Origin of the sequence: Pseudomonas sp. A0308 (genome assembly GCF_044218815.1) — a bacterium.
Lineage (GTDB): Bacteria > Pseudomonadota > Gammaproteobacteria > Pseudomonadales > Pseudomonadaceae > Aquipseudomonas > Aquipseudomonas iridis.
On record NZ_CP162581.1, the window covers coordinates 4,621,142 to 4,640,446 of the forward strand.

Consider the following 19,305-nt stretch of genomic DNA (forward strand, 5'->3'; position numbering starts at 1 on the left):
GGGATAAAGGGATACAGAGGTAGATAGCCAGACATAAAAAAACCGGCCTAAGTGGCCGGTTTCTTTGGGTCTGAGAGACTGGTAGAGACTCTCAGATACTGCTATGTGGTGCCCCGAGGGGGCAACGGTCGAACTGCGACAGTAACGTACCACACACGGCAATCGCCTGCGATGCCCGGTTATGCTGGGCTGCATCGGTCTTGAAAGAAGACAGTAAACGGCATGATCCTGCATCTGCGTGATAGCCTTTACGCCATTTTTACGCCAGGAGGGTGTGGTGGCTTCTTACAGGAAACGAAGCGGTGGTTGGCGAGCAGAGGTCGCGAAGCTAGGTGTGCGTGACTCCCAGACCTTCGAAACAAAAGCGGCGGCGGTGGCTTGGGCAACGGCTCGTGAAGCGGGAATCCTCGCGCAGAGCGGGAAGTCGCGCACGACTGTGTCGATGACTCTTTCGGAAGCTCTGCGTCGATATAAGCGTGATGTATCACCCAGCAAGGCAGGCCAACGCTGGGAGGAGTTGCGTTTGGATAAGTTCGACAGGGAGCTCGAGTGGGTCGGGGAACTGATGGATACCATTACGTCAGAGCAAGTAGCTCAATGGCGTGATGCGCGATTGAAGGTGGTGAAGACCGCGACAGTTCGGCGTGAGATGACCCTTCTGTCATCCGTTTTTGAGCTCGCCAGAAGGGAGTGGAAAACGTGCTTGGTGAACCCTGTACGTGATGCCAAGCGGCCGAGTAATGGGCCACCCCGCGAACGCCGAGTCTCCCCAGGTGAGATCAGCGCACTCCTTAACCGGCTCGGCTATGTCGAAGGGCAACCGCCGGTGACGCTGCTTCAAGAGTTGGCATATGCGTTTCTGATTGCCCTTGAAACGGCAATGAGGCAGGGGGAAATCTTAGGCATGACCGCGAAGTGGGTGAATCTAAGGGAGCGTTACGTCCGGCTGCCCATGACAAAGAATGGCTCAAGCCGGAATGTACCTCTGAGCAAGCGAGCCGGGGAACTGTTGGAGCCGCTGTATAAGGGGAAGGGCGCTGAAGATCGACTGTTCCGGCTCGAATCGGCGTCGGCAGACACCATGTTCCGGAAAATCCGCGACGAGCTGGGGATTGAAGGACTGACGTTCCATGACACGCGACATGAGGCTATTACTCGGCTTGCCCGAAAAGTAGATGTTCTGGATCTGGCGCGTATCACTGGCCACAAGGATTTGAAGTCGTTGATGATTTATTACAACGCAACTGCTTCGGAATTGGCCCAACGATTAGGATGAAAAAAGCCTGCGGAATGCGCAGGCTCAAGGGTTATGCAAGCTCTCTCGATCGCCTTGCTACCGGTAATCTGGCGCGATGTTGCCGCAACCAGGTGATCACCTCCCCCGCGAACCATCTTTTCGCGGCTTTTGCTCCGGTGGCGCAAGGTTGTACGCTTTTGGGAAAGCCAGGCTGAACAACGACTCTACGTTCAACTGTGTAGGTGGATAGCTTCAGGTACGCCGCGATGTCCTGTGATGTCCACAGCTCATGTTCAGCCGCTACTGCCGGACGTTGCAACTGCCGAATCAGTTCTTGTATCGAGCTGAGCAGATCTGCCGGCGCTGATAGCGATTCACCTGACATAGCGTTTCTCCCGAGCTGCTCGAGCAGCAGTTTTCTCCGCCATCAGGACAGCCCATTCTTCTGCTTTCCGTTGCTGACGTAGCTTGCTGCAGCTCTTGTGTCGGCGTGTCGAGCGAGAAAAACCACAGATGTCGCAGACGCTGGGCAGATCAAGCCGCTGGCTGGCCATTGCAGGCCGGATTCTTTCTCTTGCTGGCGTGGTCGAGTTGGTCATTGGTGCGTCACTCGGTGGTGGTTCGGCAGTTCCTTTTCAGACTCGATAAAGCCGGTACTTTTGGCGTCGCCGTCCATTGCCTTAATGAACATGACTTCCACTTTCGCGGAGTCCACCAAGACTTTCCCTACTTCGGCGATTGCCTTCGCCCGCTCAATGTCCATTGGCTTATCTTCGTCTTGAAGAGCTTCCAAAGTGGCAAACAAGTGATTTCGTAGATCCGTCATTTTGTTATTCATGAGCGGCCTCAATTGCGCGCTTGAGTTTGCCGAGTTGGCGAATAGTAGATTTGAGTTCTTCCGGGTATCGGTGAATGGAGTTGCGTCGCATGAGTTCGCCCCGGGTTATCAATTCAAGGTTCTCGACGTTGCAGTTGTTATGGTCACCGTCTCTGAAAACCAGGAGGAAACCGGTCGCTATAGGTCCGTGGACCGCTTCCCAATTTCGTCGGTGTGTCCACTCCCACGTATTGGGTTCGGCAACTTTGATTTTCAGGTACCCGTCCGTGGCCATGACTTCCGTCCCGATCGGGACATGGTTGTGCGGTAGCCGGCCAGTGGTGAATTGTGTTTCTGCAGATCTGCCGCCTGCGGCAAATGGCTTACCTCTGTTCCAGGTCCCGTGTCCTTTTTGAAAGCGAGTGGCCACGCCGGGGTTGTTACTTTTACGAAGACGGCCGGAATGCTCGCCGGCCAGAAACTCGGCGCTGCGCTTCAATCCGAGCTCTTTCGCTTTGCCATAGATCGCTGACTTTGGACGGCCAAGCATTTCCTGAAGCTGAGTCATCGGCGTGTCGTGATACAGGGCGGACAGGTGCGCAACCTCGGCCGTTGTCCAGAAACGCCGGCGGGTGGTCGACCGGCCTTGTTTCGCTTCAGCAGTGCTTGCTCTTGCACGCTCCAACGCTTGTTGTGCAATCGGGTTCATACGGAAGTTCCAAACAGAGTGGGCTTGGCCAACAGCTGGGCCACCACAGCAGCCTCGTTCGCGGTGAGGTCACCGAGCAGGTGGGCCATGGTGGTTAGGGATTCGAGGCGGATCCGAGCGTCTGGCGTCTTGCGCACCTGATAGTCAAAAAGTGCGGTACCGACAATGCGGATGGCCATCAAGTGACGAGCCTCCTGCACGCCGCCGGCCGGTGATGTGATAGCCTTCGGGGCGCTGCTGCTTTGGTGCTGTGCTTGCATGGTGTTGCCCTCAGTGGTGGTTGGTGCCGAGGGGTTGCCTCCCCTCGACGCCTTTCTTTACCGGCGATCGCCGGTGCTGGATCTGGTGGCTAGGCTCAAGCCTTCCGCACCAGGTGAATTACCAAATCCTCAAACTCCCCGACCTCATCCCAAGACTGCCATTCCAGAACGGCCTGAATCTGCGCAGGTGTGCAGTCCAAGACGAGAATCTCCCGATGGCCACGGTTGGCTCGGACCTCTAACGCATCTACCAGCCCGCATAGGGCATACGCTTCGGCGAAGACCGTCCGGCTTTCATCTCCAAACTGCGCCATTACCGCGTTCAGCCGGCGTATCTCTGCGATTGCGCTGTCTCGATCCCGATCGTTGATCACTTGAATCTGCATGGCGGCTACTCCCGGAAAATGAAGCAGCGCATGGTGGAAGGGATGTGGGCGGTTGGTGCCATGTCCTGCTGCCGGGCACGGATCGCGCTTTCCACTCGTTTCTGAGTGTCCAAGCATTGGTGAGCACGGCAGTCTTTAAGCAGGCGTCGCAGCACGGCCAGGTCCGGAATGCGCTGGCGGTGTTCCAGGGCGACCTCGGCGAACTGGTTGAGGTTGATGGCAATCACGCCGGCCTTTTTGCTGTGGTTGACCATCGGTGCAGAAGGCAGCGATTCCAGGTAATCAAACACCTGCCAGAACTCGTTCACTTCCTTCGGATCCGTGCTGATCGCCGCCTGGCGCTCGTTGGCCGCTTTCAGAAGGTATTTGCGGCAGGCCTGGACCATGTGGTCTGGGATGGCGATGACAAGCTGCAGACAGTCCAGCAGGGCCAGCATCATGCTGTGGTTCTTGATGACCCGATCGGATGCCAAGTTACGGCTGGCCCAAAGCTCGGCGCGGTACTTGGGATACAGTTCGGCGAAGCGCTTGAGCACCTGCGGTTCGGCGCGCATTGCCTTCACCATGAAGTGGCTGACGTGTTCCAGTTCGGTCTGGACGATCGCATCGGCCGCTTTGCGACTCTCATCGGTGATCACCGGCTTGAGAAACGGCAGCCGGACGATACGGCTGATGATCGCTTCGTGGCCGGTGACGATGGCGTTCTGAGCGATCACGATGGACGCGCGAAACGGCGGCTCGTAGGTGTCGTTGCTGTTGGACTTGACGCCCCGGGTACGCAGGGTGCCGCCGCCATAGAAGTCCTTGAACTGGTCCCACTCGAAGGCCTTTGTATTGTCCTCGTTGGTGTTGCGGTCAGCCTCGAGGAGTACCAATGGGAGGTTAGCCACCTGGCCCATCGCCCGACTCAAGCCCGAGAACGAGCTTTTGGCCGGGTCGAAGCCCTCATAGATCCGCCCGAACAGCTTCCAGATGAATTTGATCAGCGTGGTCTTGCCCGAATCGGGCTCGCCCGACATTTCCAGGAACGGGAAGCTTTCATGCTCTGCCCTGATCTGCTCGGCGAACAGCGAGCCAAACCAGTAGGTGAGGGCCAGAATGCCGTTCTCGCCGAAAACCGTCCAAAGGTTCGGCAGCCAGTCTTCGCGATAGCCCTTGCTGTCCAAAGCCATCTTGAGCTTCACCGACTTCATGAGGCACTTGACGCGCTGTTTGCCGAATTCGAAATAGTCCTCGTCGTTGGCTTTGTAGATTGAACCGCCTTGAATGGCGACATCGTTGAAGATGTACGCCTTGTGATCGCGGCTGTAGCCCAGAAAGTCAATGGTTTCGACGGTTTTCAGGCCTTGGGTCTGCCGGATGATGATCTGATCCAGGTGTTTCTGAGTGCCCATCCATGTCCCACCAGAGAACATGAGTCGTGTCTTGAATTCACTGCTCGACGAAATTTGTTTGGGCGTGAATGTCCAGTTTTCACCATCATCCTGATCGATGCCGGTAACGTGAATGTAGAACCATGCTTCGTTGGTAACGTCGTTCACCTGTTTGTAAAGCGCTTCAAACCGGCAGTTGGCGAGCAACTTAAGGCTGCAAACGTTCTGCAGCGCCTTGCGACGGGCTGCTTTGTCGTTGAGTTGCTGGTCTTCATGGTCCTCGCTGGTGGCCAGTGATTTCTGTTCCTCCTCGAGCTTCGATAGATCGAACTTTGCCCAGTAAGTCTGGTTGCCGAAGTTGAAGGCGAATTCTGGGAAACCTTCTTCCCAGGTGTAGATCAGCAGCGCCTTCTCTTTCGGCGAGGGAGCCAGCAGCAATTCGCCCTCATGGCGCGCAGCATCCAAATCACGCTTGCGCTTGTCGTTGCGGGCCTTACCTTCTTCTTCGAACTGCCAACGCTGGTGCAGGTCGTTCCAATCGACTTTCTTATCCCGCTGCGGAATGAGCGCAGCCTTGCACGTGAAGCCCATCTCGCGTGCCTGTTTCACCCAGCGCAACAGGTAGCCGCGTGCAGTCGGTTCGTTGTCTAGGCCCCAGACCAGAGTGGGAAGATTGCCCGGACGCTGCTCGAGCAGTTGCTTCAAAGCTTCGATCGGGAAGTTCACACTCGACATGGCTGACACCGCATCGACGGCGTTTTGCACTAGGGCAACGGCGTCAAAGATACCCTCGACTATCCACAGCTCTTTGACGGTGGCCAGGTCCACACTCGGCGGGCACCACCATTCACCTTGGGCGCTATATTTGGGCTTGAAGCGGGCCTTCATCTTGCCGAAGCGGGCAGGACGATCGATCAGACGTTCCCAATAGCCACCGTTCGGAAGGGTGAATCGAATCGTGGCGCTGGACTCGTTCGTTTCGTGGTTGACGTAGTTCTCTTGGGTGAACCAACCGGTCATAGCTCCGGCGTTCAAGCCCCGGGCGAATTCCAAGTACGCACGGGCCGTTACGGTCGGATCGTTGTCCGTTGCCGGCGCTCGCTTACTCCAGTCCTCGAACAGATCCTCATAGATTTCTTTTACGTGCTCGATATGACCGCAGCGCTCTGGGCGACCACAGCGTATCTGCCAGGGCTTGTCGTGGCGGGCATACAGCTCTTTCTTGTTGCAGGCAGGGCAAACGCCGCCTCGCATGTAGTTTGTGCCTACACGTAACTTCAGGCCGAAGTCGTCTTCCAGCCGCTGAAGTACTTGAGTTCGGATATCTTCATTCATCATGATTTTTTCGCTGCTTTAAGGCTGAGGCCGAGGCTTTGGGTAAGGGCGCCGATCAGGTGTTTCTGAGCGGCCATCACAGGGCTGTTGGCAAGAATCGATCCGTGGCGCAGGCCATCGGGAATCAGGCGGTACTGGTCTGCGTACCAGAGGTCGTTGAAGCTGAGACGGTATTGCTCGCGCAGGCTGGCCAAGAGCGCCTTCGCCTGATCGGGCGTCAGTTTTGCGTTGATGTTCATGGCGTTTTCCATCGTCAAACCTCAAATTCGGGCGCAGCTCACCCAAACCCACGGCAGTGGGGCAGGCGGATTTATTAGTTGGGAGTTACGGCGCGGCTACGCGGAAACGACCGTTGTCCGGTGCGTTGAGAATGCGTTCGTAGATTAAGCTGACCGGGACGGCCCACGCGTTACCGGTGGCCGGGTCGATTATGACGGTGTGCGTCGACGTGCTGCTGACGATGTCCAGGCGCTGCCGATCGCGAATGGCGGTCATATCACTGCAAGCCAAATGCACTAGTTTTTCAGCGGTCTGTGTGAGCACGTCATAGTCGCTGACCAGGTGCTGCACGGCGCGGTCGAACAACTGCTGATCGTCGCCCAGGTGTTCGCAGTGATGACGCTCCAAAAACACAAGCGCTGCTGCTTTGAGCACGTCCTGATATTCCTGTACTGCAGATAGGCCGATCATTGGGACGCCCCTGATTTGTTGCGGTACAGGTCGATGGCCGCCAGCACTTCGGCGTGACGTGCTGCCATGTGCAGGTTGTGGGCATTGAGGATGTGTTCCGCTTCGATTTCGGAAATGCAACCGTCCGCCAATGCCTTTGCAATTTCTTGGTCAACACACCCGCGCTTGGCTGCGACGTTTACCGAGAGGGTGTACATCTCAACGTTGTCCAAGCTCTCAGGGTCCGCCACCGGAACAAACAAACCGCCGTACATGGCCGCCACGTAGTTGGGCAAATGCTGTGTGCCGGCTTCCTGTTCCAGTTGATAGAGCTGGGCATCATTAAGCGGGCGGCTGTTGTTGTTCTCGTAAGCGTGGTTATCGAACTTCTTCAATGCCAAGCCGATCCGAGCTGCCGCGCATTCCCGTCCACCTGGGTAACTACAGATGATGGCGCTGACAACTTCCCGGCGAGTCTTTAGAACTGAACTATTCATGTTCTGCTTTTCCCTGTGGCTTAGTGCTATTACTGTTCGATCACGCCGTCTTTGATCCCCAGCAACACGGCGGCTCGATGTGCCTCCCCGCGTCGACACTGGCTCTGGCCACTCAGCACTGCGTAGACGGTGCTGGGATTCAATTGGTGCTTCTCAGCGAAGTCTTTCGCTGTCTGGCCTTTTCGTTCCAAAGCTTCTCGGGCTTCGCGCCGGGCTTGCTCGTTGATGGTGCTGTTCGGCATAGTGCAATTCCTTGCAACTTCGTGTGATGTGATGCAAAGGATGTGGCAAAAAACTGCCAATGTAAATATGAAAAGTGGAAATATTTTGACTCTGTCCGAAGAGATAGGCGCAAGACTGCGCGAGCAGCGTAGTGAAAAAGGCCTGACACAAGATCAAGTGGCTGAAAGGCTGGGCATTTCCAAACGAACCCAGGGGAACTATGAGTCCGGGGCAAGTGACGCCCCTGCGTCCTACCTGAGCGTCGTCGGAAAAGACCTGGGTTTCGACGCCCCATATATTCTCAGTGGTGTGCGTAGCACCCTTGGTGGCGATGCGCTGGACGCGCTCGAGGATTCGATTATTAAGAAATATCGAAGCATCCCGGAAGACGACCAGAAAACGATCCGTCGCCTGCTCGATGCCATGGCGGTGATGGAGGCGCGTGGCCTGAATTAGGCTGTGACAAATTGCTAACACCTCTGGCGCCTCCTCTGTCCTAAGGCTCTAAACCGCCCGATAACGTCGATTCACTCATGCACCTATGGAGCAGTACGCATGTTGGATCGCGCTAAATTTGAAGGCAGTTACAACGAGTCCCGTGAAAATGATTGGCAGCCAATTACCGCATTGGAGCTGCGGTTGATTAGGCTTTACCGGCGAATGTCTGACGAAGATCAGCAGCGGGTGAGGCGGATGACAGAAGTACTCTCGGAAGTCCCTGACGGCCCTGACATCGACAAAGCAATCACCTAACCACCTCGCTTGTCCTTACGTTGCTTCAGGCGCTGGCCCCTGCGGCTGGCGTTCCCGCGTTATCACGCTGCCCCCAGCTGATCGAACAGCTCCCGCTGTTTCGCCCTGGGCGAGTCGGCAGTTTGCGCCGTAGTCTGTGCCCCGAGTTGCTCAAACATTTCCTGCAACTCTGCCTTGGGCATTTCCTTCAAACGGCCAAACAACAACTGGTTGACCATCTGTGCTGACGGGTGGGTCGTATGAGAAAAAGTCAGATGTGCGGCCCATTGGTGTCCGCAATTAGGGTCTAAACAAAAGCAATACAGCGTCCTGAAATCCGTTGATGTCTTTACGCTGTTCTTGATTTTTCCCTTGTGCCCGCATTTACAAGTAACTCGCATGTGTCCCTCCCCAGGGGCAGCCAATTGCCACTATTTTGCCATAATTTGTAGTGGTATTTCCTGCTCTAGACACTTCCTGTAGCTTTTTCAACTGCTGTTTCTGGTTCCTTCCAGGAGATTCGTCTGTCTTCCCGCAAGGTCTCGTTCACCTGGTCGAAAAGTTGACAGATCGGACGAATTTCGTTGCTGGTGTACACCCGATCGATCTTTTCGATATCGCCAAAGCCGGCGCTGTTTTCCGGGATGATTCCGGCCAGTGCGGGGTTCATTCGCCAGGCAGCGATCACGTCGTTGCGGGTGATGTTCTTGACCTTCTCCAGTTCGTCCTTCGCCTGGAAATCCCCCACCGGGATGATCTGCACGGCCTTTTCGGCGCCGCCGGGGATGTTCAGAAACAGCGAACGAAAGTTGCCCACGCCCTTGCTGCCGGAGATCTGCTCACGCAGGTTCTCTTCGTCCTTTTCCGTCAGGTTTGGATCGTTGGTGTAGAAGACGTAACCCGCGTGGGCACCGTTGGCGTAGTAGCGCCGGCGAAACAGGGTGGCGGCTTCGTTGAGCAACAGCGCCTGCATGCCGCCGAGGTAGTCGGGCACGCCATAGATGTCCTGCTCGACGTCGTAGTCGAGGACGTGCTCGATCTCGTCCCGGTCAAACTCCATCTCTTTGCCGTCCGGCAGCAACATCACATACCCGCCGTCGACCTTGACCCGCATGTTGATCGCGGGCAGGTGCTCCAGCTCCAGGATCTGCCCGAGCATGTTGGGCTTGCGATACAGGTACGCTTCGCCAAACACCACAAAGTCCAGTCCAGCGCGGCCCATGGTCGCCACGCTGCAGCCCTGGGAAGGAATGAACTCGCGCAGCAACAGGTTGCGTTTGAATTTGGGAATTGCGCCGTGGTGTGCGTTAGCCCGTAGCAGCTTAGCCAGCCCCAGACGTGACACCGGCGGCTTGTACAGGCGGCCATCCTCCGACGCGAATACGCCCAGGTAGTTGCCCATGCTGCCGACCAGAACCTGTTCGGGATCGCCGAATGCGAATGACCGCGTCGGTTGCTTGGGTTGAGTCGGTTGGTCTTTGACTGTTCGCTTCGTCATGGTGGCCTTTAGTTGCTGAACACGTAGCGGCTACGTTGTTTTTTGTCGGTGTTGAGGGGTTCGTTGGCCAGGGCATGCATGATTGCCCAGGCCACGTCGGCGTGACCGGTGGCGTCGGTGCGCGATGCGCTGTAGGTGATCTGGCCGCTGCCGGTGGTGCCGCGCTTGATCGTCAGGAAGGCCTGGGCGATGTCGTTCCAGCCGGCGTCCCATTCGATCCGGCTGCCGACGATGGTGTCCTGTGCCTTGAGCACCAGGATGTTTTTGGTTTCGAGGCTGTAATGGATCGAAGTCGCACGCGGGTAGAAGTCGCGCACCAGGTCGAACACACCGTGGCCAATGCCGGTTGTGTCGATGCCGATGTGCTGGACGTTGAAGCGCTCCGTGAGCCGCTTGATCTGCTCGGCCTGGTACTTGAACGACTGCCCCCGCCAGCTGTGCTTTTCGAGAATCCGAAACTTACCTTCAGGCTCGAGGGGCGGCGCGATGACCACGCAGGTCGAATCGTCACGGGTGCGGCTCGGGTCGTAGCCGATCCAGACAGGGCTGTTACCGAAGGGGCGCGGATCGTCAGGGTCGTAGTCGGTCCACAACGACAGGTCGGAGTAGCAGCGTTCAAGGTCGCTCAGGGCAAACACGCTCTGGGTACTGTCGATGAATTTGCACATGAACAGCTGTTCGAACTTGTCGTCGTCGTACTCCAGCTGCAGCTGCTCGAGGTCGAACAGATCACAGCCGCCGGCGATCGCATCCAGGATGGTGATGACCTTGCGCCATTGGCCGTCCGGACAGAGCGAACCTGCAGACGTTTGTTTGTCGCTGGGCCATGGGTCTTTCGCAATCTTGCGTTTGCTGTTGCGGAATTTTTCGCCGGTCCAGAACGGATAGGCCTGGTGCGACACCGCGCTGGGCGTGGAGAAGTAGGTTTTGCGCCACTTCTTATGGGTCGCCATGGCGCTGGCCACGGTGTTCAGTTTTTCGAAATCCCGTATCCAGAAATATTCGTCGACATAGACGTGGCCATGGTGGCCCTGGGCAGTGCTGCTGTTGGTGCTGAGAAAGCGCAGCTCGGCCCACGGCTTGCCGTCCTTGCTGAGCACGATCGGGTTGCCGGTCAGCTCCAGGCCAAACCATGCCTGGGCAAACGAGATGATGTAGCTACGGAAGATCTCGGACTGGGCGCGACTGGCCGACAGGAATATCTGGTTGTCGCCGGTCAGCACGGCGTCCATGAACGCTTCGCCGGCGAAGTAGTAGGTCAGGCCCACCTGGCGACTTTTCAAAATGTTACGGATCCGCGCCGTCAGCGGGTTGATTTTGGCGGCGTACAGCTCTTTCTGGTAGCCGTACATCTTGCTGATGAACTTGTCGAGAAAGTCCACTTCGGTCAGGCCGCTGACGTCGTTCTTCGGCGCTTTCTGTTTTTTCTTCCCACCCTTATCGCCGCGATCGCCCCGGTCCCGACGCTCATTGCGCTGCTCGTCACGACGCTGGCCACCGTCCTCCTGTGGATCATTCGCCGGCATCGGCGCGGGCTTGGCGCATTGCTTGGCCAGGCGTTCGCGGATCGTGGTCAGGTGCGTCAGCTCGTCCAGTTCACCCTTGGTCAGGCTGCCGGGTTTATCCAGAAGCAGGGTGATGCGCCGGCTGACGGCGGTCAGCGGTTCTTCGTCCGACAACATGTCGTCCCACTCACCCTGGCGGATCCAGTAGTAAATGATCCGGATGTTGGGCAGGGATAACTGCGCCTGAATTTCACGCGGCTTACAGCGGCGTAAATAAAGGCGTTTGGCGGCTTCTTTTAGTTCGGGGGCGTATGGCATGGCCGCAGTCTATGCGGCGAAAACGACTGAAACGCGGAGTTAAAATACGCGTTCTTCTGATATTCCGAAAATCAGAATGCATCAGAAGTTAACCGTTTGTTTGGGGCTGATCGGCTCCCTATCGTGGCGGCTCAAATCACCGATTGAGCGCAGTTAACGCCCATGCCCCGTTCCCTTGTTTCGTTCTGGAAACGTGTCGCCACCAGCGGCCCGACCGTTGACGGTCGCGTAATCCTTCCCCAGGAACTGCGTGACATTGCTGAGACGTACAGCACCGCCAAGTACACGGCATCGATTTGGTCTGAACACGAGCGCTGGCCAGGTTCCTACGGCACGGTCTATGCGGTACGCCTCGTAGAAGAAAGCGAAGGCCTAGAGCCTGGCCAAGTGGCGTTGGAAGCCCAACTGAAGCCTAACGACAAGCTGCTCGCGCTTAACGACCAGGGCGAGAAGTTGTTTTCGAGTATCGAGATCCTGCCGGACTTTGCCAACACCGGCAAAGCCTACCTAGTTGGCCTGGCTGTGACCGATTCACCGTCCAGCCTCGGTACTCAAGAACTCTATTTTTCCCGCAAGACCGGTCAACCGGTCCATTTCGCAGCCTCCGTTCCCCTCGGTTCCCTGCGAGAAGAAGAGCCTCAAGGCGACATGGCCAAGTTGTTCAGCATGTTCAGCGGCCTGTTCAAACGCTTCGGTATTGACGAAGTGCCTGACGAAACCACCCCGAAAACTACCGAAGAGAACAACGAAATGGATCAAACCACCGGCACGGCCCTCAAGGCCTTGCGCGATCAACTCCTGATCATCGTCGCAGGGCTGGACGCCGTGATCGAAGTCGCTGCCGCCGCAGCTCCTGAACCTGAAGCTGCACTGGTCGAAGACGTGCAGGCGGCAGTCGATACGGTCGTGACTAGCGCCGAAAACGAGTTCAAGAGCAAAAGCCAGGCCAATGCAAACAAGACTCTGGCAGCCCAATTGGCAGCGCTGACAAAAGAGTTCAGCGAGCTGAAGAACTCCCCGGCTGGTCGCGTCCTGCCGAAAACCACTGGCTCCACCGACACCAAAAAGCGGGTGCTCTGACATGGCTCAGTCCCTTAGCGCTCATGGCGCAAAGATGTATGCACAACTGCAGCTCGACATCGCCGAAACCTACGGCGTAGATCTGGCGCGGAAAATGTTCAACGTCGAACCCTCGATTGCCCAGGAATTGAACGAGGCGATCACCGCCAAGTCGGACTTCCTGCTGCGCATCAACGTCATTGGCGTGAGCGAGATCAAAGGTCAGAAGGTGTTCCTGGGCGTTTCCGGTCCTGTGACCGGCCGCACCAACACCAAGACCACCGACCGCGAAGCTAAGGACGGCTCGGCGCTCGACGAAAACACATACGAGCTGTTTTCCACCGAGTCCGACGTTAGCCTGCCATACGCCAAAATCGACGCCTGGGCGAAGTTCCCGGACTTCCATCAGAAGTACTCCGCGGCTGTGCAGAAACAAATCGCGTTGGACCGCATCATGGTCGGCTTTCACGGTGTTAAAGCCGCTGTGCAGACCGATATCGTTGAATATCCGATGCTGCAGGACGTGAACAAGGGCTGGCTGCAGATCGCTCGGGAGCAGATCCCCGCGCAGGTTCTGACCCAAGGCCTGGAGGCCGGCAAGGTGACCCTCGGCGAAGGTGGCGATTACGCGAACCTCGACGCCCTGGTGCATGACACCAAGCAAATGGTGGACGAACGCCTGCGTGATGGCGGCGACCTGGTCGCGATCATCGGTTCTGACCTGCTGGCTGCCGACAAGGCGAAGCTGTACGCCAAGCAAGGCGACGTGCCGACCGAGAAAGAGCGCATTGAAGAGGCTCAGGTCATTGCGACCTATGGCGGTCTGCCGAGCTTTAGCTTCCCGTTCTTCCCGGTCGACACCGTGGTGGTCACCAGTTTCGACAACCTGTCGCTCTACTTCCAGGACACCAGCTTTCGCAAGCAAACCATCGACAATCCGAAGCGCTCCCGCGTCGAAGATTACACCAGCCGTAATGAAGGCTATGTGATCGAGCAGCTCGAGAAGTTTGCGATGACCGAAAACGTCGAACTGGTGACCGCGTGAGCCTGGCACTGGCGCATAAGCGCCGCATGAAAGCCGAAGGCCCAGCAGTCGCTGTCGTCGGTGCCAAAGCCATGGCCTATTCGCCCGAAACAGCGCTCTCCAGCCCTGCCAATGCGAAGAAGCACCTGCAGCTGCAGATGGATGCTCTGAATGTCGACCTGGAGCGCATTAGCTCCATGGACAACCACGAGCTACGTCGTCAGCTCAAGCGTGACGAACTGCTGCCCAAGTACCTGGCCTATGTGCAGCGTTACCGTGATTCCGAATTGAGTTTTCCGAACCCGGTAATGATGCAGGTCCTGGTCTGGTTGTTTGACACCGCCCAGTTCGGCGCGGGGCTGGAGCTGGCCAACTTCGCTATGTCCCAGGGGCAGGAACTGCCGGAGCGCTTCAAGCGCAACGTGCAGACCTTCGTCGCGGACGAGGTGATCGACTGGGCCGAAGCCGAATACAAGGCCGGTCGCAGTCCCGAACCCTACCTGTCCGACTTGTTGCACCTGGTGGACGGCGAATGGCAGCTCTTTGAGCGCATTCCGGCCCGCTACCACAAGCAGATCGGGATTCTCGCCCTGGATCAGCGCGACTTTGGCAAAGCCATCAGCCACTTCGAACGTGCCGAGGCGCTGTACGACGGCATTGGCGTGGGCACGCGCTTGGAAGGGGCCCGCAAGGCCATGGCAAAAGAACAAGCCGGCAACGGCACCGAATAACCGACTACCCCCCCAGCGGGAAACTGTGGAAGTGAGTCAGCCATTTATGGCCGTCGACTCACCACCACCAGTTTTCCCGCCCTATTCGAGCGCCCAGCAATGAGCTTTACAGGCAGAACCACCACCTATGTGGAACAGCAGATCGGCAACGACGGCTTTTGGCCTGACCTTTCCGTGTCTGAGTTTCAGAAGGCCTATCGCCTTCCTGGTGAATACCTGGGCGAGCTGCTGGTCGCTGATTTGACCATGGCTATGGTCGAGGTCAATAACGACCTGGCCAAACTCAAAGCCAGTTGGCAATCCGCAGGCGTGTCCAGCGTGGAATCTGCTGACCCTATGGTGCTGCCGGAGCGCACATTTCAAGCAGCGACGTACAAGCGCGCCGTGTATTGCCGCGCCAAAGCCAGCCTGCTGACCCAGTTCGCCACTGTGAGCCGACGCGAAAGCGCCGAGAACACCGGTAAAGAAGCCCCGGAGCGATCGGAAACCTTCCTGGCCTTCAGTCAGCAGGCTGTTCGCTCGCTACAAGGTCGTGGGCGCATCTCGGTGGCGCTGCTATGAGCCAGGTCGTGAAAATCGCCTACCTCGAAATCTCCGGCCGTCAGACGGGCAAGACTGAACGTCTGACTGGAATAGCGAGGCACTTGGCTGCCGAAGGTAAGTCCGTCGTCTATGTCATCTGCAATAAGTACTGCGCGGCTGACTCACGCATGTGTCTTCCCGGCGTGACAGTGATTGTGGACGGCGACCCTCTGCCGTTTGGCATTGATCCTGACGCAGCTATCTGGATCTACGACGAATTTGACTTCCAGAAGTCGGTGGTTGTTCGCGACGGCGCTTACTACGCAACCACGGCGGAACACCTGCGAGTGGTCGGTGTGATTCCAGCAAGTGACGACGTCCTTATGCAGCTGCTGAAAGCGAATGGCTACCGACATGAGCGGCATTTGCTCCCGGACTTCTTGAGAGAACTTGTCCACGATCATCGCGCATTCATGTCCCCGGGCGAGTTCCGACTGAGCATGCTCGGGGAGTTCCAGTCGTGATCAAGCTGAAGGCACTCACCGCCTATCTCACCGAACGCCAGTTGGTGGCGCCCGAGCATCTGGATAGCTGGTCCGACCAGGTGCAGCTGGAACTGATCTGGAAGCCCGACACCAAGGGCATGCACATGGGCAATGTGAACTACAGCGCCACGATCGTGCTCGAGAGTTTCAAAGGCGAATCGGCCCGCCTGATGGCATTGGTCGGCAGTTGGCTGGAGAACAACGACGAAGACCGTGATGGCCTGGCCGCGACCGTGTTCGACGTCGTCGTGTCTGACGATGCGCTGGGCCTGGTCGACGTCGACATCAAGCTGCAGTTCATCGAGCCGCAATACCTGACCGAGGATCCGGACGGCGAGATCGAGGCCTTCGGCGAGACCTGGGCGTTCGTGCCGTTCGAGCTGTGGGTGGCCGAGAAAGGCGAGGTGATCGGCGATGGCGCGTAGCACTTTCGACCTGGACGTGCGTGGCCTGCTGGGTGCGGAAGAACAGCTCGCCCTGCTCAATCTGCCGCCGCAGTTGCGCCGCCGGCTGCTGAACAACGTCAGCAAGCGCGTGCGCAGCCTGAGCCGACAGCGGATCCGCAACCAGCAGAACCTGGACGGCACGCCGTTCGAGGCCCGCAAAGGTTCGGCCAAAGGCAAAAAGAAGATGGAAGCCGGCCTGGGCAAGCTGCTCGAGGTCACCCGCGTCAATGCTGACGAAGCCGAACTGGGCTGGCGTAACGCGCTGACCCGTTGGGTGGCTTCGCAACAACACAACGGCGTCTCCGAACGCCGCACCGCCGCCCAGATGCGCCAGTGGAACAAGGTGCCCGAAGGCCTGGCCGCGACTGAAAAGCAGGCCAAGCGTCTGCGCCGTCTCGGTTTCAAGGTCCGTCAGGTTGGCAAAAAGACGCTCACACGCCCGTCCGTGGCGTGGATTAAAGAGCATGTGAATTACGCCAAGGCCGGTCTGCTGATTCGCATCCTGGACGACGAACAAGCCGAGACCTCTGGTGCACAAAGCTGGGAAATCAAGCTTCCCAAGCGCCAGTTTCTCGGCCCTGGTACCGAGTCCGAAACCAGCGCGCTGGTGAACCTGGTGCTGCAACAAATCCTTAATTCTCCCCGCTAACGAGGCACTGCATGTCACTCGGCAAAGTCAGCGTAAACAATCTCAACCTCGGCCAGGGTGCCGTGTCTGCGATCGAATGTTATTTCCTGTTCATCGGTCCCGGTGCGAAAAGCACAGGGCAACTGATCCCACTCAACACCGACAGCGACCTGGACGTGATGCTGGGTATTCCAGCCAGCGACCTGAAAACGCAGATCACCGCCGCACGTCTGAATGGCGGTGACCGCTGGGCCTGCCTGGCTGCGCCGTTGGCTGCCGATGGCAACTGGCAGGACGCACTGACCAAGGCGCAGCAACAGGGCTACTCCGTCGAAGCCGTGGTGATCACCAAACCAGTCACCACTGCCGCCGAATTGTCGACCATGCACGACGCTGCGCAAGCCCTGCAGAACACCTATGGGCGTCGCGCTTTTGTCATTGCCTCGTCGGTCGGCATCGACGCTGCGCAGACCTGGTCGCAGTACCTGGGCGAACAGAAAGCCATCGTGGAAGGCCTGGCCGCACCGCGTGTCATTTGCGTGCCCCAGCTGCACGGCAACGACCTGGGCGTGTTGGCCGGTCGCCTGGCCAACGCCGCCGTCAGTGTGGCCGACAGCCCAATGCGCGTGGCCACCGGCCCGGTACTCGGCTTGGGACCGGTACCGGTCGATTCCGAAGGCGTGCCGCTGCTGTCCGCGATCCGCTCCGAGCTGGATAAGGCGCGTTTCTCCGTGACCCAGACCTACACCGATTATCCGGGCGTGTACTGGGCCGACGGCAACCTGCTCGACACCCCAGCGAGCGACTTCCAGGTGATCGAGTACCTGCGCATCGCCGACAAGGCGGCACGCCTGGTACGTCCGCTGCTGATCCGCCGCGTGGCCGATCGCCGCCTGAACAACTCGGCCAACAGCATGGCGGTGAACATCAGCGCCCTGATGGCCCCGCTGCGCGCGATGGCCAAGTCCACCACCTTCGCGGGCCAGGTGTTTCCCGGCGAGATCGAGCAGCCCAAGGACGGCGACATTGTCCTGACCTGGAAGAGCAAAACCGCCGTCGAGGCCTACATCAAGTTGCGCCCCCTTAACTGCCCGAAAGACCTGACCGCGAACATCGCGCTGGACCTTTCGACCACTGAAACGGAGTAACCCCGCATGGCTGCAAAGATTGGCGGCAAGAACTTCGACGTGAACCTGGGCGATCTGCTCGTTCACGTCGAGAGCGGCACCATCGACATCACCGACAACAGCACCGTCGCCCAGACCAAGGGCGTACCCAATGGCCATGTTGACGGTGACGTAGCCGCAGCGGGCGAACTGGAGCTGGATACCACCAACTTCAACCTGCTGATCGAACAGGCCAAGAGCGCCGGCAGCTTCCGCGAGCTGGAACCGTTCGACATCGTGTTTTTCGCCAAGGCGGGCGACGAGGAACTGCGCATCGAAGCGTTCGGTTGCAAGGTGCGGATCTCCAGCCTGTTGAGCCTCGACCCGAAAGGCGGCGAGAAGAACAAACACAAGATCCCGTTCGACGTCACCAGTCCGGACTTCATCAAGATCAACGGCGTGCCATACCTGAGCGCTGCTGAAATCGAAGGCCTGACCTGATGGTGGACTGGTTCGATCGCGCCCAGGCGCAAGAGCAGCGCGAGCGCGACAAGGCCATTGAGGCCCAGCTCGCCCGCCCGCGCCCGTCCGGACCGAGCCGGACCCATTGCCAGGATTGCGACAACGAAATCCCAACTGCGCGTCAGGCGCAGGGCGGGATCACCCGTTGCACCCCGTGCCAATCCCTTTTCGAAAAGAGGCCTCATCGATGAGCAAAAGCCCTTGGCCGAATTTCAGCTACGACGAATTGCGTTGTCGCTGTGGCCGCTGCAGCAGTGACGGGACGGAGATGGATCCGGCGTTCATGGACCAGGTGCAGAAGCTGCGCATCCTGTTCGGCAAGCCGCTGACCATCAACAGCCCGTATCGCTGCCCGAAACACCCGGTGGAAGCCAAAAAGGCCAAGCCTGGCGTGCATGCCGAAGGCAAGGCGATCGACATCGCCTGCACCGGCGCGGACGCGGTCGAGCTGCTGCGTCTGGCCATGACCCTGCCGTTCACCGGCGTGGGCATTCAGCAACGCGGTACCGGCCGTTACATCCACCTGGACATGGCCGCTGCCCAGGCCGGTCGTCCACGTCCAACGCTCTGGAGCTACTGAATGCACCGTACGCGAGTGGTGGCAGTTATTGGTGTGCTCGCTGCATTGGCGGGCAACCAGTTGAACAGCGTCACCGATTACTTCGAAAGCACTTACGCGGACTACGTGGGCACCGTGGCCGGCGCGTATTGCCTGGCACCGACAGAGCTGCGCGGCAGGGTGCGTCAGATCATCGACGAGAGTGCGGCGCCCAACAAAATCCGCGTGGAGTGCGCCGCCGATGCCCTTTAGAAGCGACCTGATCATCAAAGCGGTGAACGGTTCGGCCCTGTGGGATCTGGTTCGGCCGCTGTTCTTCGTCACCGCCGACGGTCGGCCGGTGACGGTGCCAGCGGGCTATCGCACGGATCTGGCCAGCGTGCCGCGTCCGGTGTGGTGGTTGGTGCCGCGTGACGATGAACTGGCCCGACGTCCGGCTGTGGTGCACGACTACATCTACACCCACCTGACCCGCAAATTCACCAAAGCCGAAGCCGACCTGGTGTTTTACCAGGCACTGCAGGAAGAGGGCATGCACAAGCCTCTGGCCTGGCTGATGTACAGCGCGGTCCGCATCGGCGGCCGTGGCAACTGGAGCGCATGAC

At 58.3% G+C, this 19,305-nt stretch carries 27 protein-coding genes and 1 pseudogene; 16 read left to right on the forward strand and 12 right to left on the reverse strand.

All coding sequences use genetic code 11. The annotated features are described in order from the left end of the window. The first annotated feature begins 334 nt into the window (after nt 1–334). Nucleotides 335–1,276: a tyrosine-type recombinase/integrase gene (locus tag AB4P92_RS21420; protein ID WP_395598106.1), complete on the forward strand. Its 942-nt coding sequence runs from the start codon at nt 335–337 to the stop codon at nt 1,274–1,276. Between the two features lie 556 nt (nt 1,277–1,832). Here AB4P92_RS21420 and AB4P92_RS21425 read toward each other — a convergent pair. The 9 genes from AB4P92_RS21425 to AB4P92_RS21465 form a co-directional block, all read right to left on the reverse strand. Then, complete coding sequence (locus AB4P92_RS21425) at nt 1,833–2,075, reverse strand: hypothetical protein (RefSeq protein WP_395598107.1); 243 nt, start codon at nt 2,073–2,075, stop codon at nt 1,833–1,835. After that, on the reverse strand, nt 2,068–2,763 hold the full coding sequence (locus tag AB4P92_RS21430; protein WP_395598108.1) for an HNH endonuclease signature motif containing protein: 696 nt from the start codon (nt 2,761–2,763) through the stop codon (nt 2,068–2,070). The genes AB4P92_RS21425 and AB4P92_RS21430 overlap by 8 nt, the downstream gene beginning before the upstream one ends. Beyond that, nucleotides 2,760–3,023 carry a hypothetical protein gene (locus AB4P92_RS21435; protein WP_395598109.1) on the reverse strand — a complete coding sequence of 88 codons (264 nt, stop codon included), beginning with the start codon at nt 3,021–3,023 and terminating at the stop codon, nt 2,760–2,762. Before AB4P92_RS21435 ends, AB4P92_RS21430 begins: the two co-directional genes overlap by 4 nt. A 95-nt stretch (nt 3,024–3,118) precedes the next feature. After that, on the reverse strand, nt 3,119–3,409 hold the full coding sequence (locus AB4P92_RS21440; RefSeq protein ID WP_395598110.1) for a hypothetical protein: 291 nt from the start codon (nt 3,407–3,409) through the stop codon (nt 3,119–3,121). A 5-nt stretch (nt 3,410–3,414) separates the two neighbouring features. Further along, the gene (locus tag AB4P92_RS21445) at nt 3,415–6,117 is read right to left on the reverse strand and encodes a toprim domain-containing protein (protein ID WP_395599687.1); all 2,703 of its coding nucleotides are present in this window, start codon (nt 6,115–6,117) and stop codon (nt 3,415–3,417) included. Next, a complete protein-coding gene (locus AB4P92_RS21450) occupies nt 6,117–6,368 on the reverse strand; it encodes a hypothetical protein (RefSeq protein ID WP_177031608.1) in 252 nt (83 codons plus the stop codon). Before AB4P92_RS21450 ends, AB4P92_RS21445 begins: the two co-directional genes overlap by 1 nt. A gap of 73 nt (nt 6,369–6,441) precedes the next feature. Further along, nucleotides 6,442–6,807 carry a hypothetical protein gene (locus tag AB4P92_RS21455; RefSeq protein ID WP_395598111.1) on the reverse strand — a complete coding sequence of 122 codons (366 nt, stop codon included), beginning with the start codon at nt 6,805–6,807 and terminating at the stop codon, nt 6,442–6,444. Beyond that, nucleotides 6,804–7,283, reverse strand: a complete 480-nt coding sequence (locus AB4P92_RS21460) for a YmfL family putative regulatory protein (RefSeq protein ID WP_395598112.1) — start codon at nt 7,281–7,283, stop codon at nt 6,804–6,806. The genes AB4P92_RS21455 and AB4P92_RS21460 overlap by 4 nt, the downstream gene beginning before the upstream one ends. A gap of 29 nt (nt 7,284–7,312) precedes the next feature. Then, nucleotides 7,313–7,525 carry a DNA-binding protein gene (locus AB4P92_RS21465; protein WP_395598113.1) on the reverse strand — a complete coding sequence of 71 codons (213 nt, stop codon included), beginning with the start codon at nt 7,523–7,525 and terminating at the stop codon, nt 7,313–7,315. On the opposite strand from AB4P92_RS21465, the gene AB4P92_RS21470 reads away from it, so the two are divergent. Together AB4P92_RS21470 and AB4P92_RS21475 are read left to right on the forward strand one after the other, a co-directional pair. Continuing rightward, nucleotides 7,509–7,961 (forward strand): helix-turn-helix domain-containing protein, encoded by a 453-nt coding sequence (locus tag AB4P92_RS21470; RefSeq protein ID WP_395599688.1) that lies wholly within the window; start codon nt 7,509–7,511, stop codon nt 7,959–7,961. The two genes, AB4P92_RS21465 and AB4P92_RS21470, sit on opposite strands and share 17 nt — an antisense overlap. 99 nt (nt 7,962–8,060) lie before the next feature. Beyond that, the gene (locus tag AB4P92_RS21475) at nt 8,061–8,258 is read left to right on the forward strand and encodes a hypothetical protein (protein WP_395598114.1); all 198 of its coding nucleotides are present in this window, start codon (nt 8,061–8,063) and stop codon (nt 8,256–8,258) included. Between the two features lie 62 nt (nt 8,259–8,320). Here AB4P92_RS21475 and AB4P92_RS21480 read toward each other — a convergent pair whose 3' ends face one another. From AB4P92_RS21480 to AB4P92_RS21490, 3 genes and pseudogenes are all read right to left on the reverse strand, one after another. Next, complete coding sequence (locus AB4P92_RS21480) at nt 8,321–8,638, reverse strand: ogr/Delta-like zinc finger family protein (RefSeq protein WP_395598115.1); 318 nt, start codon at nt 8,636–8,638, stop codon at nt 8,321–8,323. A gap of 65 nt (nt 8,639–8,703) precedes the next feature. Then, nucleotides 8,704–9,639 carry a phage portal protein gene (locus AB4P92_RS21485; protein WP_395599689.1) on the reverse strand — a complete coding sequence of 312 codons (936 nt, stop codon included), beginning with the start codon at nt 9,637–9,639 and terminating at the stop codon, nt 8,704–8,706. Nucleotides 9,640–9,754: 115 nt separating this feature from the next. Then, nucleotides 9,755–11,558: pseudogene (locus AB4P92_RS21490) on the reverse strand (terminase large subunit domain-containing protein); the annotation flags it as partial. Between the two features lie 162 nt (nt 11,559–11,720). On the opposite strand from AB4P92_RS21490, the gene AB4P92_RS21495 reads away from it, so the two are divergent. The 13 genes from AB4P92_RS21495 to AB4P92_RS21555 all read left to right on the forward strand — a co-directional run bounded on the left by AB4P92_RS21495 (nt 11,721) and on the right by AB4P92_RS21555 (nt 19,304). Further along, entirely contained in the window at nt 11,721–12,638 is a 918-nt protein-coding gene (locus AB4P92_RS21495; protein WP_395598116.1) for a GPO family capsid scaffolding protein, read from the forward strand. Between the two features lies 1 nt (nt 12,639). Continuing rightward, on the forward strand, nt 12,640–13,662 hold the full coding sequence (locus tag AB4P92_RS21500) for a phage major capsid protein, P2 family (protein ID WP_395598117.1): 1,023 nt from the start codon (nt 12,640–12,642) through the stop codon (nt 13,660–13,662). Continuing rightward, entirely contained in the window at nt 13,659–14,372 is a 714-nt protein-coding gene (gene gpM / locus AB4P92_RS21505; protein ID WP_395598118.1) for a phage terminase small subunit, read from the forward strand. The genes AB4P92_RS21500 and gpM overlap by 4 nt, the downstream gene beginning before the upstream one ends. Nucleotides 14,373–14,471: 99 nt before the next feature. Continuing rightward, nucleotides 14,472–14,933 (forward strand): head completion/stabilization protein, encoded by a 462-nt coding sequence (locus AB4P92_RS21510; protein WP_395598119.1) that lies wholly within the window; start codon nt 14,472–14,474, stop codon nt 14,931–14,933. A gap of 8 nt (nt 14,934–14,941) precedes the next feature. Next, complete coding sequence (locus AB4P92_RS21515; RefSeq protein WP_395598120.1) at nt 14,942–15,418, forward strand: hypothetical protein; 477 nt, start codon at nt 14,942–14,944, stop codon at nt 15,416–15,418. Continuing rightward, entirely contained in the window at nt 15,415–15,864 is a 450-nt protein-coding gene (locus tag AB4P92_RS21520; RefSeq protein WP_395598121.1) for a phage tail protein, read from the forward strand. Before AB4P92_RS21515 ends, AB4P92_RS21520 begins: the two co-directional genes overlap by 4 nt. After that, nucleotides 15,854–16,534, forward strand: coding sequence for a phage virion morphogenesis protein (locus AB4P92_RS21525; protein ID WP_395598122.1), 681 nt, complete (start codon nt 15,854–15,856; stop codon nt 16,532–16,534). The genes AB4P92_RS21520 and AB4P92_RS21525 overlap by 11 nt, the downstream gene beginning before the upstream one ends. Before the next feature lie 11 nt (nt 16,535–16,545). Next, the gene (locus AB4P92_RS21530; protein ID WP_395598123.1) at nt 16,546–17,661 is read left to right on the forward strand and encodes a DUF2586 domain-containing protein; all 1,116 of its coding nucleotides are present in this window, start codon (nt 16,546–16,548) and stop codon (nt 17,659–17,661) included. 6 nt (nt 17,662–17,667) lie between these two features. Then, nucleotides 17,668–18,120 carry a phage protein gene (locus AB4P92_RS21535; RefSeq protein ID WP_210702854.1) on the forward strand — a complete coding sequence of 151 codons (453 nt, stop codon included), beginning with the start codon at nt 17,668–17,670 and terminating at the stop codon, nt 18,118–18,120. After that, a complete protein-coding gene (locus AB4P92_RS21540) occupies nt 18,120–18,332 on the forward strand; it encodes a TraR/DksA C4-type zinc finger protein (protein WP_395598124.1) in 213 nt (70 codons plus the stop codon). Before AB4P92_RS21535 ends, AB4P92_RS21540 begins: the two co-directional genes overlap by 1 nt. Further along, a complete protein-coding gene (locus tag AB4P92_RS21545; RefSeq protein ID WP_395598125.1) occupies nt 18,329–18,721 on the forward strand; it encodes a YcbK family protein in 393 nt (130 codons plus the stop codon). The genes AB4P92_RS21540 and AB4P92_RS21545 overlap by 4 nt, the downstream gene beginning before the upstream one ends. Then, nucleotides 18,722–18,952 carry a hypothetical protein gene (locus tag AB4P92_RS21550; protein WP_395598126.1) on the forward strand — a complete coding sequence of 77 codons (231 nt, stop codon included), beginning with the start codon at nt 18,722–18,724 and terminating at the stop codon, nt 18,950–18,952. It abuts the gene before it with no gap. Then, entirely contained in the window at nt 18,942–19,304 is a 363-nt protein-coding gene (locus tag AB4P92_RS21555) for a DUF1353 domain-containing protein (RefSeq protein ID WP_395598127.1), read from the forward strand. Before AB4P92_RS21550 ends, AB4P92_RS21555 begins: the two co-directional genes overlap by 11 nt. Nucleotide 19,305: the final 1 nt, after the last annotated feature.

Coding starts and splice junctions, on each gene's coding strand:
- AB4P92_RS21495 (WP_395598116.1), top strand. CDS start 11,721: ATGCCCCGTTCCCTTGTTTCGTTCTGGAAACGTGTCGCCACCAGCGGC.
- AB4P92_RS21430 (WP_395598108.1), bottom strand. CDS start 2,763: ATGAACCCGATTGCACAACAAGCGTTGGAGCGTGCAAGAGCAAGCACT.
- AB4P92_RS21465 (WP_395598113.1), bottom strand. CDS start 7,525: ATGCCGAACAGCACCATCAACGAGCAAGCCCGGCGCGAAGCCCGAGAA.
- AB4P92_RS21550 (WP_395598126.1), top strand. CDS start 18,722: ATGCACCGTACGCGAGTGGTGGCAGTTATTGGTGTGCTCGCTGCATTG.
- AB4P92_RS21480 (WP_395598115.1), bottom strand. CDS start 8,638: ATGCGAGTTACTTGTAAATGCGGGCACAAGGGAAAAATCAAGAACAGC.
- AB4P92_RS21525 (WP_395598122.1), top strand. CDS start 15,854: ATGGCGCGTAGCACTTTCGACCTGGACGTGCGTGGCCTGCTGGGTGCG.
- AB4P92_RS21510 (WP_395598119.1), top strand. CDS start 14,472: ATGAGCTTTACAGGCAGAACCACCACCTATGTGGAACAGCAGATCGGC.
- AB4P92_RS21540 (WP_395598124.1), top strand. CDS start 18,120: ATGGTGGACTGGTTCGATCGCGCCCAGGCGCAAGAGCAGCGCGAGCGC.
- AB4P92_RS21535 (WP_210702854.1), top strand. CDS start 17,668: ATGGCTGCAAAGATTGGCGGCAAGAACTTCGACGTGAACCTGGGCGAT.
- AB4P92_RS21485 (WP_395599689.1), bottom strand. CDS start 9,639: ATGGGCAACTACCTGGGCGTATTCGCGTCGGAGGATGGCCGCCTGTAC.
- AB4P92_RS21445 (WP_395599687.1), bottom strand. CDS start 6,117: ATGAATGAAGATATCCGAACTCAAGTACTTCAGCGGCTGGAAGACGAC.
- AB4P92_RS21470 (WP_395599688.1), top strand. CDS start 7,509: ATGGTGCTGTTCGGCATAGTGCAATTCCTTGCAACTTCGTGTGATGTG.
- AB4P92_RS21455 (WP_395598111.1), bottom strand. CDS start 6,807: ATGATCGGCCTATCTGCAGTACAGGAATATCAGGACGTGCTCAAAGCA.
- AB4P92_RS21500 (WP_395598117.1), top strand. CDS start 12,640: ATGGCTCAGTCCCTTAGCGCTCATGGCGCAAAGATGTATGCACAACTG.
- AB4P92_RS21460 (WP_395598112.1), bottom strand. CDS start 7,283: ATGAATAGTTCAGTTCTAAAGACTCGCCGGGAAGTTGTCAGCGCCATC.
- AB4P92_RS21425 (WP_395598107.1), bottom strand. CDS start 2,075: ATGAATAACAAAATGACGGATCTACGAAATCACTTGTTTGCCACTTTG.
- AB4P92_RS21435 (WP_395598109.1), bottom strand. CDS start 3,023: ATGCAAGCACAGCACCAAAGCAGCAGCGCCCCGAAGGCTATCACATCA.
- AB4P92_RS21555 (WP_395598127.1), top strand. CDS start 18,942: ATGCCCTTTAGAAGCGACCTGATCATCAAAGCGGTGAACGGTTCGGCC.
- AB4P92_RS21440 (WP_395598110.1), bottom strand. CDS start 3,409: ATGCAGATTCAAGTGATCAACGATCGGGATCGAGACAGCGCAATCGCA.
- AB4P92_RS21530 (WP_395598123.1), top strand. CDS start 16,546: ATGTCACTCGGCAAAGTCAGCGTAAACAATCTCAACCTCGGCCAGGGT.
- AB4P92_RS21450 (WP_177031608.1), bottom strand. CDS start 6,368: ATGGAAAACGCCATGAACATCAACGCAAAACTGACGCCCGATCAGGCG.
- AB4P92_RS21545 (WP_395598125.1), top strand. CDS start 18,329: ATGAGCAAAAGCCCTTGGCCGAATTTCAGCTACGACGAATTGCGTTGT.
- AB4P92_RS21475 (WP_395598114.1), top strand. CDS start 8,061: ATGTTGGATCGCGCTAAATTTGAAGGCAGTTACAACGAGTCCCGTGAA.